General features: G+C 57.9%; 13 protein-coding genes and 2 pseudogenes. 10 read left to right on the forward strand and 5 right to left on the reverse strand.

What is annotated here, in order from left to right:
• Nucleotides 1-313 (forward strand): annotated as a pseudogene (locus ACYQ14_RS19875) (hypothetical protein); the annotation flags it as partial.
• 70 nt (nt 314-383) lie between these two features.
• Here the strand turns inward: ACYQ14_RS19875 and ACYQ14_RS19880 are convergent.
• Entirely contained in the window at nt 384-1892 is a 1509-nt protein-coding gene (locus ACYQ14_RS19880; protein WP_459890743.1) for an amidase, read from the reverse strand.
• Nucleotides 1893-2171: 279 nt separating this feature from the next.
• On the opposite strand from ACYQ14_RS19880, the gene ACYQ14_RS19885 reads away from it, so the two are divergent.
• The 4 genes from ACYQ14_RS19885 (at nt 2172) to ACYQ14_RS19900 (ending at nt 7529) form a co-directional block, all read left to right on the forward strand.
• Complete coding sequence (locus ACYQ14_RS19885; RefSeq protein WP_459890745.1) at nt 2172-3650, forward strand: sodium:solute symporter family protein; 1479 nt, start codon at nt 2172-2174, stop codon at nt 3648-3650.
• A 191-nt stretch (nt 3651-3841) separates the two neighbouring features.
• Nucleotides 3842-5104 carry an NRAMP family divalent metal transporter gene (locus ACYQ14_RS19890; protein WP_459890747.1) on the forward strand — a complete coding sequence of 421 codons (1263 nt, stop codon included), beginning with the start codon at nt 3842-3844 and terminating at the stop codon, nt 5102-5104.
• Between the two features lie 116 nt (nt 5105-5220).
• Nucleotides 5221-6000, forward strand: coding sequence for a sulfite exporter TauE/SafE family protein (locus ACYQ14_RS19895; RefSeq protein WP_459890749.1), 780 nt, complete (start codon nt 5221-5223; stop codon nt 5998-6000).
• A gap of 383 nt (nt 6001-6383) precedes the next feature.
• Nucleotides 6384-7529, forward strand: coding sequence for a succinylglutamate desuccinylase/aspartoacylase family protein (locus ACYQ14_RS19900; RefSeq protein ID WP_459890751.1), 1146 nt, complete (start codon nt 6384-6386; stop codon nt 7527-7529).
• 144 nt (nt 7530-7673) lie between these two features.
• Here ACYQ14_RS19900 and ACYQ14_RS19905 read toward each other — a convergent pair whose 3' ends face one another.
• A complete protein-coding gene (locus ACYQ14_RS19905; RefSeq protein ID WP_459890753.1) occupies nt 7674-8042 on the reverse strand; it encodes a hypothetical protein in 369 nt (122 codons plus the stop codon).
• 283 nt (nt 8043-8325) lie between these two features.
• On the opposite strand from ACYQ14_RS19905, the gene ACYQ14_RS19910 reads away from it, so the two are divergent.
• The 4 genes and pseudogenes from ACYQ14_RS19910 to ACYQ14_RS19925 all read left to right on the forward strand — a co-directional run bounded on the left by ACYQ14_RS19910 (nt 8326) and on the right by ACYQ14_RS19925 (nt 11520).
• Complete coding sequence (locus ACYQ14_RS19910) at nt 8326-9408, forward strand: glutamate-cysteine ligase family protein (protein WP_459890755.1); 1083 nt, start codon at nt 8326-8328, stop codon at nt 9406-9408.
• Nucleotides 9409-9516: 108 nt separating this feature from the next.
• Nucleotides 9517-10020 (forward strand): annotated as a pseudogene (locus ACYQ14_RS19915) (LLM class F420-dependent oxidoreductase); the annotation flags it as partial.
• Nucleotides 10021-10105: 85 nt separating this feature from the next.
• On the forward strand, nt 10106-11029 hold the full coding sequence (locus ACYQ14_RS19920; RefSeq protein ID WP_459890757.1) for a universal stress protein: 924 nt from the start codon (nt 10106-10108) through the stop codon (nt 11027-11029).
• Between the two features lie 263 nt (nt 11030-11292).
• The gene (locus tag ACYQ14_RS19925) at nt 11293-11520 is read left to right on the forward strand and encodes a hypothetical protein (RefSeq protein ID WP_459890759.1); all 228 of its coding nucleotides are present in this window, start codon (nt 11293-11295) and stop codon (nt 11518-11520) included.
• Between the two features lie 123 nt (nt 11521-11643).
• Here ACYQ14_RS19925 and ACYQ14_RS19930 read toward each other — a convergent pair whose 3' ends face one another.
• The 3 genes from ACYQ14_RS19930 to ACYQ14_RS19940 all read right to left on the reverse strand — a co-directional run bounded on the left by ACYQ14_RS19930 (nt 11644) and on the right by ACYQ14_RS19940 (nt 12992).
• Nucleotides 11644-11850: a HalOD1 output domain-containing protein gene (locus tag ACYQ14_RS19930; protein ID WP_459890761.1), complete on the reverse strand. Its 207-nt coding sequence runs from the start codon at nt 11848-11850 to the stop codon at nt 11644-11646.
• 158 nt (nt 11851-12008) lie between these two features.
• Nucleotides 12009-12800: a TrmB family transcriptional regulator gene (locus ACYQ14_RS19935; RefSeq protein WP_459890763.1), complete on the reverse strand. Its 792-nt coding sequence runs from the start codon at nt 12798-12800 to the stop codon at nt 12009-12011.
• 51 nt (nt 12801-12851) lie between these two features.
• Nucleotides 12852-12992, reverse strand: coding sequence for a DUF7344 domain-containing protein (locus ACYQ14_RS19940; RefSeq protein ID WP_459891457.1), 141 nt, complete (start codon nt 12990-12992; stop codon nt 12852-12854).
• A 378-nt stretch (nt 12993-13370) separates the two neighbouring features.
• Between ACYQ14_RS19940 and ACYQ14_RS19945 the strand changes: the two genes are divergently transcribed.
• Nucleotides 13371-14414 carry a PstS family phosphate ABC transporter substrate-binding protein gene (locus ACYQ14_RS19945; RefSeq protein WP_459890765.1) on the forward strand — a complete coding sequence of 348 codons (1044 nt, stop codon included), beginning with the start codon at nt 13371-13373 and terminating at the stop codon, nt 14412-14414.
• Nucleotides 14415-14428 lie beyond the last annotated feature (14 nt).

Below are 14428 nucleotides of genomic sequence, written 5' to 3' on the forward strand. Positions count from 1 at the left end.
ACGGGAACCTATTCGCCGCCGATGGCGACCCGCGTTTCCGTCACGGTCGACGCCCGCGATTCCCCGTTCCGATCGACGGCGGTTGGTCGACTTCGCGGTGCGGCTCGGTTGGAAATACGTAGCGGAGCCCCCGACACGACTCCTTCCCGTCGGTTCGGTACCGGGTCGCCACGAACCGACGGCCAAGCGAATATACGCCTGCATCGAGGGAATCGGTGAGAAACGCGTCAGGACGACCCGTGGGGCGTTACGTGACCGGCCGCTGGAATTGAGTCGAGCGACCGGTTCGCCCCGCCAACGCGTTTCTCACTGACGGCTGGGACGTGTCTTCGAGAGGACGTACTGATCGAAACGCCCCGTACCATCCGTTCTACCCGCTATCACTACCCGCCATCTAATCGTACCTGCTCAAGCGCGTATCCCGCGTTGAGGACCGTTGCGTCGTCGAACCGAGAGCCGACGATCATAAGGCCGACGGGAAGGCCGTCGACCTGCCCCGCCGGAACGGACAGCGCTGGATGGCCGGTTCTGTTAAACGGGGCCGTGTTCGAAGGGATCGATACCTCTCGTAATCGGTCGAACTCGTCCATGTCGGGGTCGTGTTCGGGAGCAGTGACGCTCGTCGTGGGCATGGCGAGAACGTCGTACGTCTCGAGTGCTTCGTCGTATCGTTGGGCCAGTTCGACGAGCAAGTTCATCCCGGCCGCATAGAACTGTGAGTGATACCGCCGGGCCGTATACGCACCCATGAGCAACGACAGTTTGAACATCGCCGAGAAGTCGTCGCTCTGGGCTCGTCGGAACTTCCCGAATGATTCGACCCAGGACGTGTTGTACCACGCTTTCCAGCCGTGGCCCACCCCCTGACCGCTCAGCGCACCGACCAACCCCTCGTTCGTACAGACCGAGTGGATGTCTGGCCCTTCTAGATGCAACGGAACCGACACCTCCTCGACGGACGCAACCTCGTCCTCCAGACGGTCGATGGCCTCGAGCACCTGTTCGTCGACCGCCGGATCGCCGTCGGATTTCCCGAACCCTTCCTCGAGCACGCCGATAGACAGTTGCGATACGTCACCGTCGAGGGCCTCCTCGTACTCTTCGACGGGGACCGTGCTCGGTCGCCGGAGGTGGCGCTCGTTGCTTCCGGCGATCGCTGAAAGGGTTCGTGCGGCCGTTTCGACATCGCTGGCCATCGGCCCCGGATGATCGATCGTGTGCTCCAACCCGACACAGCCCGTGTACGGCACAAGCCCGTAGGTGGGTTTGTGCCCGACGATTCCACAGAGGGCGGCCGGGATGCGAACGCTGCCGCCCTGATCAGTGCCGATAGCCACGTCGACCTCGTCCTCGACGACTGCGACCGCGCTCCCCCCGCTCGAGCCACCGGCCAGATAGTCATCGTCGTGCGGGTTGGTGATGGTCCCGAATGCGCTGTGCCCGGTTCGCGTTATCGCCATGTCGTCCATGTTAGTCTTACCGACCACGTCAGCGCCGGCCTCGAGCAAGCGGGTAACGACGGTGGCGTCTATGTTGGGAACGTAGCCCTCGACGACGTTCGATCCGCAGGTCATCTCGACGCCGGCAACGCAGATGTTGTCCTTGATACCGACGTCCCACCCCTCGAGATCACCGTCTTCGTCGCCCTCGACGATGCAACGGGTGACCCAGGCGTGGTGGAGGTCGTCGTTCGCTCTAATTCCCGAACTACGAAGTCGCGGTTCGGTTCCGCCAAAACTCAATTTGGGTCGGGACGATCGGATCGACTCGTAGGAATCGAGTTTGTCGACGATCAGTTCCTGGAAGGCCTCGAGTTCCTCGGCCGTCAGGTCGAGAAAAAGATCCGATCCGAGTTCTCTGAGGTCGTCTTTCGTCGGTGGGCGGACGGGCATATTATCAGACTCAACAGCCCCGGGTAAAACCTTGATGCAGGCAATATCTTTCCGATCTCGGAGTGAATATTTCCACAGAGAGCCCGTTCCGTTATTGAATATCAGTAAGGAGATAATAAGAGTGATTATTTATACACATTCACTGAGTATTCAACTGCACTTTATTTTCGGGTCCGTGGTGGATGCGTATCACGGCTCCAATGATGATTCGATCGCACTATTGGAACGCTGGAAACGAGAGTCCGAAAGCAACCGCAGGTTGGGCAATAGTAGTCTACGATGGTTGACCTCTTGAATCCAGTCCTGTTGACGATGGTCGGGTACTTCCTGCTGACGCTCATCGTCGGGATCTGGTTCGGCCGAGGAGCAAGCGAAGGGTACGTGCAATTTACCCTGGCCGGAAGAAACCTGAGCCTGCCGGTCTACATGATGACGTACTTCGCGACGTTTGCCGGTAGCGGGCTGACGATGGGGGTCGCCCAGGACGCGTTCCTCCAGGGGATCAGCGCCCAGTGGTACGCGATGACCCAGGGACTCGCCTGGATGACGATGACCGTCTTCATCGGCTACATCTACACGTTCGAAGTCGTGAGTGTCCCCGAGTTATTGGGACGGGTCTACGGCGACTACACGAAATACTTCGCGGCGGCGTTTACCATCATGGGTCAGATCGCGCTGACCGCCGGGCAGGCGATCGGGATGGGGTCGGTGCTGGCGGTCGTCACCGGCGTCGACCTGTCCGTCGCCTTCTGGATCAGCGTGGCCGTCTTCATCGGCCTCACGGCCTACGGCGGGATGAGCACGGTCGCGTACACGGACACGCTTCACGGCGTCGTCATCATTCTCGGCACGATCATCGCGATCCCGATTGCCGTGTCGAACGTCGGCGGCGTCGACGCTATCGCGGCTGACGTGCCGGAGGGGCATCTGAACTGGTTCGGCGTCGGTCTCGTCCAGATCGGCACATGGTACCTGATGTACCTCACCGTCGCCGGCGCACAGCAGCAGATGCTCCAGCGAACCTGGTCGGCGGGGAGTCGCAAGATCGCGATGATGGGCACGTTCCTCGCCGGAACCGTAATCACGGGATACGGCATCCTCACCGCGGCGGCGGGAATGATCGCCAACTCGCAGGGCGCACAGATCGAATCCGAAATGGCATTCGCCTGGACCATCACGAACACCCTTCCGGACGTGTTCGCCGGCCTCCTGCTCGCGGCCGCCGTCTCCTCGGTTATCACCGGTGCAGACTCGTTCCTGTTAGCCGGCGCGACGAGTTTCATCAACGACCTCTACATCCCGGCTCGTGGCGGCCGCACGGGCCTCTCCGACGACCATCTCGTCCTCGTCATGCGATTAACTATCATCGTGTTCGGGGTCGGAGCCGCGCTGATCGCCCTGAGCGGCATCGAAATCATCGTAATCAACACGCTCGGCATGGGTATCATGTCCGTGTTGTTCGCCGGACTGGTGATGTTGCTCTGGAGCGGTACCGTCCGCGAGGCCGGGCTCCCGGCCTTTATCATCGGTGGTGTCGTGTTCGCGATCTGGGAGTTCTATCTCGGCTCTCCCGAGCTATTCGGGGAGGGGCAGGTCGAACCCGCCGTCCCTGCGACGGTAGCAGCGCTCCTGACGCTCTGGCTCGTGAGCGTCTTTTACGACGGCGAACGGTTCGACACTGACGATGTCCGCGAACTGGCGAGCGAAGACATGGATCGACTTACCGCCGATGAGTTGGTGTCCGAAGACGAAGACTAGTCATCCAAACACCTCCTTCAACTGAGCGAGAAACGATCAAATTGTTGCTGGATGTCGGCTTGCCTGTGAACGCCAAAGACCCATTCGCCTGCGAATCAAACGATCATATCGTTCCGATCACCCGTCTTTCGATCGGGTGATCGAACTATGTCGAATTCTCACTCGAGAAGCCGGTAGTCGCAGGTATCCCTATGAGTACAATTCAGGAAATCTACGGTCGAACCCTGACGGAGTTTGCACGTAAATACGGACTCGCGTTCGTGATGGTCGCAAGTTACTTCGGATCGGGGTCGGTGTTCATCGCCAGCCAGGCTGGAGTGATACACGGATACACGTTGTTGTGGGCTGTCGTCGGAGCCGCCCTTCTGGGGTTTATGGCACAGGACATGAGCGCACGCCTCGGTATTCACGGGAAACCGTTGATGATTTTCGTCAGACAAAAACTTGGAAGATCGGCAGCGACTGCTATCGCAATTTTTCTTTCGATCGGGTGTCTCGCCTGGACGGTCGGTCTAGTCGCCGCCGTCGGGGCGGGGGTTTCGTTTCTAACGGGCGGCGTCGTCGGCTGGCAACCGATCGCGGTCGTCGCGACGGTGTGCGTGATCGTCGTCGGCCTCCTCGATTACGACATCGTCGAGAACCTCATGATCGCGATGATGCTCTCGTTACTGGTAGTTTACGTTGCCGTCGCACTCCCGAGCGGTGCAGATCCGGGTGCTGTCGCGCTCGGATTCGTTCCGACGGCGACATCCGTCGATGCACTTGTCGTCGCAGCAGGGGTACTCGGGACGACCGCACTCTGGCCGAATTTCTTTCTCGAATCGATCCTGGTTCGACAGAAGGGATGGAGCGACCAGAGCGATGTCGAAGATGCTCGGCGAGACCTCATGATGGGGTACGCGGTCGGCGGACTGACGACGATCGCGATCCTGATAGTGGCCGCCGCGGTGTTGCGTCCGATGGGATTTACGGAACTCGAGTCGTTCATCACTCCCGGCGAAGCCCTCGTTGAAGTGATGGGGACCTGGGCGATGGTGCTGTTCGTCGGCGGCGTAACGGCCGCCGCGTTCAACAGCATCGTCCCGATCATGTGGACGCCGGCCTATCTCATCCCCCAGGCGATGGGGTACGATGTCACGAAGGATGATAGATCGTTTCAATCGATCTTCATCGTCCTAACCGGGATCGGAATCTTCTCCCCGTTGATCAGTTCGTTTCTCGATCTGTCGGTCGTCGATATGGTCATTCTCTTCCCGACGTACAACGGGATATTCGCGCTCCCTCTCGCGACGGTGCTTCTGTTCTGGGCCGTAAACGATCGAGACACGATGGGTGAACACCGCAATACGCGCCGACTGAACACGATCAATGCCCTGTTGGTTATCTTGGCGATCGTCCTGGCCGTCTTCGCGGTCCAGGATTTCGTCGAACTCATCACGACGGGTGGATTCTGACTGTGCTCCCTTCCGCATCAATTATCACCATGCCTGACAAGTCTCTGAACGGAACCCTTGTCAGTTCGCCTCACTCGGCAAGCCAACCGCGTCCGGTGTGATCTGACTCCTCACTCATGGTATTCACAACGATGTCGATTACGGTACTGATCGCACTCGCGATCATCGCCCTGTTCGCCGGTATCGGAATCACGACGATCGGCCCGGGCGGAATCTTCGTTACCATCGCGCTGTACTCGCTCACGCCGCTCCCGTCGGCCACAGTCGCCGGCACCGCCCACGCGACGTTCATCGCGACGGGAATCGTCGGAACACTCGCCTACATTCGTTCCGGGGAACTCGGCGGAGACGACGGTCGCCAGATGGCCGTGGTCCTGAGCGCGACGAGCATCGTCGGCGCACTCGCCGGGGCCTACCTGAACGCGTACGTCTCTCGAGAACTCTTCGGCCTTCTACTCGGCGGCTTTGCCGCGCTCGTCGGTGCGGTTCTACTCTATCGCCAGCAAAACTCGCTCGACCGCTCCGTCGGTATCGACGGTTCCCCATCGGTCGGCCGACTCGAGTTGGGCGCTCTCGGCGTCGGACTGGGCGTCTCGAGCGGGCTCATCGGCGTCGGCGGCCCCGTACTGGCCGTTCCGGCACTCGTCGTTATCGGGGTTCCGATGTTGCTGGCCGTCGGCGTCGCACAGGTCCAGTCGATCTTCATCGCGGTGTTCGCAACGTCGGGATACCTCTCCTACGGTGCCGTCTCACTGCCGTTCGTCATCCTCGTCGGGGTACCCCAACTCGTCGGCGTCGTCGTGGGGTGGCGAATCGCTCATCGGACCGATCCCGAGCGACTCAAAACGGTTCTCGGTGGCGTGTTGATACTCGTCGGGGTCTATCTCGCGATCTGACTCCTGCAATTCAACTCGATTTCGACGGTACCCCAGTTTCGACAGTGGGGCCGAGACGTTCAGTACGTCCGCGGTGGACACCGAGGACGTCGAAGGAGGTCCGGACTTATGGCCGATCTCTCGAGAGATTACATACCGAAACGTCATCACGGTATTCTCGTAACTCAATTTGCAACGATAGCCGTATTGAAGCCGACAGTAGTTACGTTCTACTATCCGAATTTATCTAAGAGGTCGTTATTATTTGCTGGTCACGAACAGCGGTCGGCCACTGGCTCCTCGAGAAAAGCGACGAGGGCAACCGTATGTGACCAGCAATTGGGGTCTTGTACCCGCAGGCCGAACCTCTTTTGGAACGCTCCAAATCGGTAGAACGCGAGACCATGGCAGAAAACGATACCCCTTCGGAGACAGTTTCGATCGACTCACCTGACAAATCCAGGACGGTGAACCCCGGGGAAAAGCGACACCTCGAGCACGAGATTGGAGAGAATTACTTGAGTCAGTCCGTCAAAATGCCGGTGACGGTTATCAACGGCGACCAGCCCGGACCGCGGCTCTTTTTGTCCGCCGCCGTCCACGGGAACGAAATAAATGGCGTAAGAGTCCTCCAGCGGGTGGCTGATCGGTACGAGCCGAACGAGATTCATGGAGCGCTTGTCTGCATTCACGTGGCCAACGTGCCGGGCTACGAAGCCGAGGAGCGATACCTTCCAATATATGACCGCGACCTGAACCGCTCGTTTCCGGGACTATCCAGCGGTTCGGAGGCGTCCCGCATGGCGAAGGCGATCTATGATCAGTTCATCGGTCCGTGTGACTTCGGTCTGGATTTTCACTCCTCGACGCGGAACAAACTCGCGTTGATGCACGCGCGGGCGGATATGGACGACGATGGCGTCTCTCGACTCGTCGACGCGTTCGGGTCCGAACTGGTTCTTTCCGGGGGTGGGTCCGAAGGATCGTTGCGGCGGGAAGCAACTAAAGACGGCGTTCCGACAGCCACGATCGAGATGGGCGAGGAGGACCGTTTTCAGCCGGTCCTCATCGAACGGGCGGTGGACGGCGTCGAGAACGTCATGGCGGCCCACGATATGTTACCGGAGACGGAACCGGAGTCATCGGGGTTCCTAAAGGTCCTCGAGGACGGCGGGGAAAAGCAGTGGCTTCGCGCTGATACCGGCGGACTGGTAGAGATGAAGTGGGGCCCACATCCCATCGTCGACGGCGGAGAGACGGTCTGTGTCATCTCGGATCACTTTACGCGGGAGAAACGCGTCGTCGAAGCACCGTACACCGGTCTGTTGATCGGTATTCTTGCGAATCCTCGAGCCCTTCCCGGTCGGCCGCTCTTTCATCTGGTCAAACTGTCCGAGGACGAACGCGAGGCCGCCAAATCGACGTTCGAGGATATCGGGTTCCAGGCCCAACGAACGTTCCACTGGATGGGCGAGGCGGGAGACGACATCGTCGAATCGACGCTCGACGCCGGCGAGGAGGCGGACGAGAGGGAACCCGAAGAGAAGTGATGAGAAGAGAGAACTAGTTGCCACCCTCGAGTCGGCGTTTGGACGGCAAATGCGGACAGCCATCTCCAGTTCATACCTTCCGACGAGTCTCGGCTCCGTACCGATCCGAAGACGGCTACGATTTTATCAGGACGACAGATGGAATTAGCGATCTGTATTCGTTCGAGACAGGTACTGCGTTCCGTGATCGCGCCCGCCGATGGTTCGCTCCACGAACCGTCTGGTATCGTCCGAAAACAGCACGATCTCGTCGCGCCGTGTCTGTATCGGTGAATCTCCCCTCGGCGAACGGAGCGTCGCGATCACGGTCCACATTATTGCGGTCGCCAGCGCTCCGACCGCGGAAAGCGTCATGCCCATCGTGCCGAAGGTGAACGCGTAAACGCCACCAACGGTCATGCTTGGGATGCTCGTCCCGAGCGGAACGCGCGCACTTACGTCGCGGATTGTCGGGGCGAGGAACAGTACCGAGAGTCCACTTCCAATCATGAATATTATATCTTGCCACATCATCGTATAATATCTTACTCGGGTTTGAGTAAAAAGTCTGTTGGTGGGTTGCATTTGCAAGGGATGAATTTCGAGAGTTTCAGAGTCTACTGACCGTTTTCAGGGCTCATCAGGTACAGAAATGAACTCACGGTTGGCACATTCAAGCAGTGACGTTTCTAAACCCCCATCCCAACTATCACTCGTCTTCGTTCCAACAGAAAGGGATCTCGTGCGATGTGGGTGCAGTCGTCGGTCGGCCGAATATCGCCCGCATCGGAATAATCGACGGTAGTAACTGAATCCAATGCAAAAAAGCATAGAGGTCGAGTACTGGGTAACCGATCGCGATGGGGTCCTCACGCGACCCGGCGAACTCACAGACGTTTCAGCGTACACCGAAGCGGAGTTCGTCGATTGTCTATTCGAATTGAAAACGCCTCCGTGCGAGTCAATCGATGAACTACGATCGACGGTAATCGAACAGTTAGACGCAGTCCTCGAGCGAGCGGCGGAACTCGACAAACGACTCGTCCCGCTGGGAACGCCGATCAACTGCGAATCGATGGATATGAAGGCCGACGAACGAGGGCGGATACAAAAACAAGTCGTCGGATCGGATTTCAAGTTCGCAAAGTACTGCGCCGGGACGCACGTTCACTTCGAACAGCGAAACGTCACCGACCAACTCAACGCGCTCATCGCCCTCGATCCCGCGCTTGCACTCTGTAACTCCTCGCCGTACTATCAGGGCGATCAAATCGCCAGCAGCGCCCGAGCCTATCTCTATCGAAAAGGCTGTTACCAGCAGTTCCCGAAACACGGGCAACTCTGGCAGTACGTCGATACCGTCGCGGAGTGGAACCGACGACTCGAGACCTCACTCGAGGAGTTCAAAGAGAGCGCGAAAGAGAGGGGGATTTCCGAAGCGAAAGTCGACGCTCACTTCTCGACCGACGACGCCGTCTGGACGCCCGTCAGACTGCGCGAGGAGATGCCGACGGTCGAGTGGCGGTCACCCGACGCAACGCTGCCGAGTCAGTTACTTCGACTCGTCGGCGAGATGAACACCATCATGGAAGAGATTCACCATACCAACGTCCGCATCGGGGAGGGAACCGGCGAGTGGACGGCCGAGGAAATCGTCCTCCCCGAATTCGAACGACTCGACGAGTACGCGAAAGCGGCCATGATCGACGGACTTGAATCGACCGAAGTCTCTCGGTACCTCGAACGAATGGGGTTCCGCGTCGAGGAGTACGATCCGCTCACAGCGGATTTCGAGACGGAGGGCCACGTTCCACTTGAACGCGCTCGAGAATTGCGACTTCGAAACGCGGAGCGGTTGATACGGGACGTCGAATTGTTAAAATCTGCCGAACACGAGTGAGTTCACGACGTGACGATACCGTCCGTCGATCGAGTTCCGAACAGCACAATCAGTCTACCGGCGTTTCTTCCAGCGTTTTATTCGAACAGTGAACGGGACGATATCCCTGCCACAGAGATTTCTCGGCCCGAAACGCCGCCGCCCCTGATCGGCGCTGCGCTCTCCGAAGAGACCGCGGCGTGGCTCGGCGAGTGGGCCGACGAGATGATCACGATCGCGACGCCCGACCACGAGGACGACGCCAATCGAGTCGACGCCTTCCGGGAAAAAGCTCCGGACAAGCCGGTGTACCTCAAGGTCCAGCACTCCTACGACGCCGACGACGATGCGGCGCTCGAGGGAGCCTACGAACAGTGGCGGACCAATTGCGTTCCCAGGAGGGACACCCAAGAGCTTCGGACGGCCCAGGATTTCGACGAACTGAGCGAGACTGTCGACGAAAAACAAGTCGAAGCGAACGTCCGCGTCTCCGGCGATCTCGATGATCACCAAGAGTGGCTCGAGGCCAATATCGATCTCTTCGTGGAGAAGGTTTTCATCCACAACGTCAACACGAATCAGGAAGTGTTCCTCGAAGCGTTCGGCGAGAACGTGCTGCCCGCACTCGAGTGAATTCAACGGTGAGTTCAACCGATAGTTTCCGTCTCTTCTCGAGGGGGGAATAATAGCGGTAGCACACGTCAATAGTGAGTGTCACATGTCCACCAGCCCTTCAGACGCTGACGGAACGATACTGGTGCCGATAGCGAACCGGGAAACGGCCGATCGGCAACTCGACACGGCGATCGATATCGCGGCCGATCGATCGTATCGAGTCCTCCTCGTTTACGTTCTCGACGTTCCCTCGCAACTATCGCTCGAGGACGGGCGTCGGTACCTGCTCGCGGACGAAGACGGAGCTATGCTCGAAACGGCGGCAAAACGCGTCGAGTCGAACGGGATTCCCGTCGACCACCGTATTCGTATCGCCCGTGGGGTCGCCACCGGAATCGTCGGTGCCGCCGAAGCGTACGATGTCGACGTAGTCCTCCTTGGCTGGCGAGGGAGGCCACCACGGGAGAATATCGTTCTGGGTAACCACCTCGACAAAGTGCTGAAAAACGCAGAATGTGACGTTCTCGTCAAGCGCATCAAAACGCCGACACCGCCGACGATCGACTCGATTCTGGTTCCGGTTGCAGGCGGGCCACACGACGAGCTAGCCGCGGAAACTGCCGACTCGATCGCACGACGAAACGACGCATCGATCAGTCTGTTGCACGTGCTCGACCCCGATGATCCCGAGCTAACGCTCGAGGAGGCCGAAGTGTTCCTCGCCGAAACAGCGGACTGGATGGGAAACAGTCGGTCCGTGAATACGAAAATCATCGAGAACGCTGACGTTTCCGGGGCGATTACCGACAGCACGACAAAACACGATATCACCGTACTCGGGGCCTCGAGAGGCGGACTCATCCAGCGGGCGCTTGTCGGGACGGTTTCCGAAGCGGTCGGCAGACATGCCGCGGGGACCGTTATCCTGACGAAGCGATACGATCCCGTTCGAACGAGGATCCAGCGATTGCTCCGCGTTGTTCGGATACTGGACAGCGATGTCCCTTTCGAACGGATATCTGCCTAATTGATCGGGTTGTCGTCAAGACCTCAAGGAAGGGGAAAGCGCTCGCCGAGAGGCTCGATTCGTGGGAAGAGGGAAGTCGGAAGTCACAGTGTCCGTCCCTACGGAGACAGCGAGATCGAGTTCTTCCCGTCCGATGATCCGACAGTGTGATTTTCGACTCTGTTGAATTCCTTTTCTTAGACACTTATCATGCTGGAACTACTGGTCACTACACGTGCGGACTGAGCATCAAACATTTGTGCTTTGATATCAATTCTTCTTGTATGTCTGACTCGCTGAAAGCCAGAATGGTTGGAACAGAGGCGTGGAACAATAAACGGTATGTCGTTCTAGGTTCGCCAATTCTTGCAGTTATTGGTGTTCTTCTCGGTTGGTTAATTGGCGTTCACTTGGTTTCTTCCGAGATAGGAAAAGTTCTAATTGTAAGTCTATTTGTAGGGACAACCGTTCTGCTAGGGTGTACTATACTCGCTGTTATTGATAAACGGTGATTTCCATGGGTCTTGTTCGGTACATATTCCACCTGTAATGACCATTCCGAAATGATCTGCAAAATGCGATCGGACATCGGTCAGTGCACATGCGAACTGATTGCGAGGAGATCGTAAACAACCTCACTGGCGAGTAATTGTCAACTCCTCACCGTCGATCCGCACCCGATAATCGTCGATCAGGAACGACAGGTTGACGCGTTTTTCGCCAGCAACAAGCGTGTCTAGCGCTTCGGGATCGACGTGGTCGTACAGTGTGGTACCGAGAACATCTGAAAGTTCCACCGGATCGACCTCCTCGAGTGTTCCGAGGGCGGTGAGTGTGGCCATACTTGCCACTGTAGCTGACCAATCGTATGTTCGGCGGAATAATAGTTCGTGTGCATCGGTAGATTGATCGGCACCTTCTCGTTCTTCGATCATACTCTTCGCACGGCATCGGGAAACAAGAGTGTAGTGTGATTCTCTGAGTGAACGATTGGGTAGCCTTACGACGGCAGATTCCCGTTGAGTCGCCAGGTGAAAATCGCCCGCAGGACGACGACGAGACTGTTTCGCTCGCCAGCACCCCAGACCGCCGTCTCCTCGATCTCTTCGGTAGTGGAAGAATCGTTCACGAGCGCGCTCACGAGCGCCGTCTCTTCGTCCGTGATCAGCAGGCTTCCAGCGGGTGTCTCCTCCCACTCCCAGAGGGTTTCGAACAGTTCAGCTTCCGGTATCGTGTCCTGGATACGTTCTTGGACTTCTTCAGAAATCCCCGCCAAGTGGATCTCGACGCCACGCTCTGTGGCAGCCTGAAGCCTGTCGATGTGTTCGTCGGTAAGCAATTCGTCGATAGTCATGTAGACGATCTGCTCGTCAGCGTCGGCGATGAACTCATCAATGCGGGATGACACCGCCTCCCGTCCAGTGACCGTCCAGACGCCGAACTGTTCGCGTTGTGGCTGGGAGGGGCCGATTTCCCCCAGACACTCTGCAAGTTCGGTAATCGTGTTCTCGCGTTTGACGCTGAGCAGTCGGATGATCGTCTCCTCGGAGATCACGATGAACTTTCGCGGCGTCGTGTGCTGGATGTCGATGAATCCCAACTCGTGGAGTCGCTCCGCCGATTCGTACACGCGAGTCCGAGGGACACCGCCGATTTGCGTAATGTCCTGTGCGGTTCCCGTCCCAAGCCGTAAGAGATTGATCAGTGTTTGAGCCTCGTACTGGGACAGCCCAAGGTCTTGCAACCGGTCCAGCGCCTCGACTTCGGCCTGCTCCTCCTCGAAACTCACCATGGTATCTATTGACCTGCCGAGGACAGAAAGAACCCCGCCGTTTCGAGTTCCCTATTCCAGGTCTTCGGTGACGAATTGGAGCACCTTCTCGACGCGCTCGTTCGGGGTATACCGGATCGTTTTCGTACGCGGGTCGTACTCGATCAAATTTGCCTCCTTCAGTTTCGGGAGATGGCTGTGTTGTACGTCGATAAGAAGGGGTTCAGCGTGAGTTCAAGTGGTCTTCGGAGGGGATTTTCTGGAGAGATGCGATCGACGAGGGTATTCATTGTAACCACGATCTCCTCGCTGTCGATCAACTGGGAGAGGATTGATCGCCGACACGGATCTGTCACTATCCACAGCACGTTGCGCTAACTGAAATGTCTCCTCGACGAATTGGAGCAATCGCAACTTCGGGAGAGCTTGCATTCGGTTACACTACTGGCCAAACAGATACCTCCTCAAGATTTTTAACAGAGCCGGATATTCTGCTATCTATTGTCGACTACATAGCCGACTATTGAAGTACAGAAATGGATATATAGCTATTATAACCAGCTATATACAGTCCACAAAATCACTTAGGTGATGACGGACAACAAGTCCGGACGATCCAGTTTCAGTGGGGTATCGAGGCGAAACTTCCTGACGATCGGTGCGCTAACGGGAGCTGTCAGTGTCGCTGGTTGTGGTGACGTACTGAGTGGCGGTAGCGGTGACGGTCCGTCGGGAACGATCGACGCCTCCGGGTCGAATACCGTCGCTCCGATTACCTCCTGGGCCGGAGAGAACTTCGAAAACGAGTACCCCGATGTCCTCGTCGATGTCGCGCCGGAAGGGACCGGGGCCGGCTTCGAGGAGTTCTGTCGAGGCAATTCCGGAGTCCAGAGTGCGAGTCGAGAAATCACGGACGACGAGGTCGATCTCTGTGGCGAGAACGACATCGATTACGGCTTCCTCGAGGTCGGTCTCGACGGTCTTTCGGTCGTGAAAAATTCCGAAAACGACTGGGTCGACAACATCACACTCGAGGAACTCCAGTTGATCTGGGAGTTCGAAGCGACCGAGGAAGTCACCCGGTGGAGTGACGTCCGGGACGAGTGGCCCGACGAGGAGATGCAGTTACACGCCCGCGACAGCGCGTCGGGAACGTTCGATTATTTCACCGAGGCGATCAACGGCGAAATGGGAGACATTCGCGATGACTACTCCGCGACCAGCCAGACAAACGAAATTATGGGTGCCGTCGCGGACAACCTCCACGGCTTCGGTTGGGGCGGTCTGGGGTACCTTCGGGACATCGAAGACGACCAGCCAATCGAGGCCGTTCCCGTAGAGAGCGACGAGGACGGGGAGTTCTACTTGCCGGACCAAGACAATATCGAGGAAGGGCTCTACTCGCCACTCGCACGACCGCTGTTTGCGTACGTGAACCTCGCTACGCTCGAGGAAAAGACCGATCTTATCGGTTCCTTTGTCCGGTTCTACGTCAACGGTGCACAGGAGTTCGCCCGCGACGAGGGCTTCTATGCGGCTCCCGATGAAGTCACCGAGGAGAACCACGACAAGATCGACGACTGGCTCGATCAGGTTGGGGCATCTCCGGACGACTTGACCGTTCAGCGTGACTGATAGCGGTAGCATAC

The organism is Halostagnicola bangensis (genome assembly GCF_054653435.1).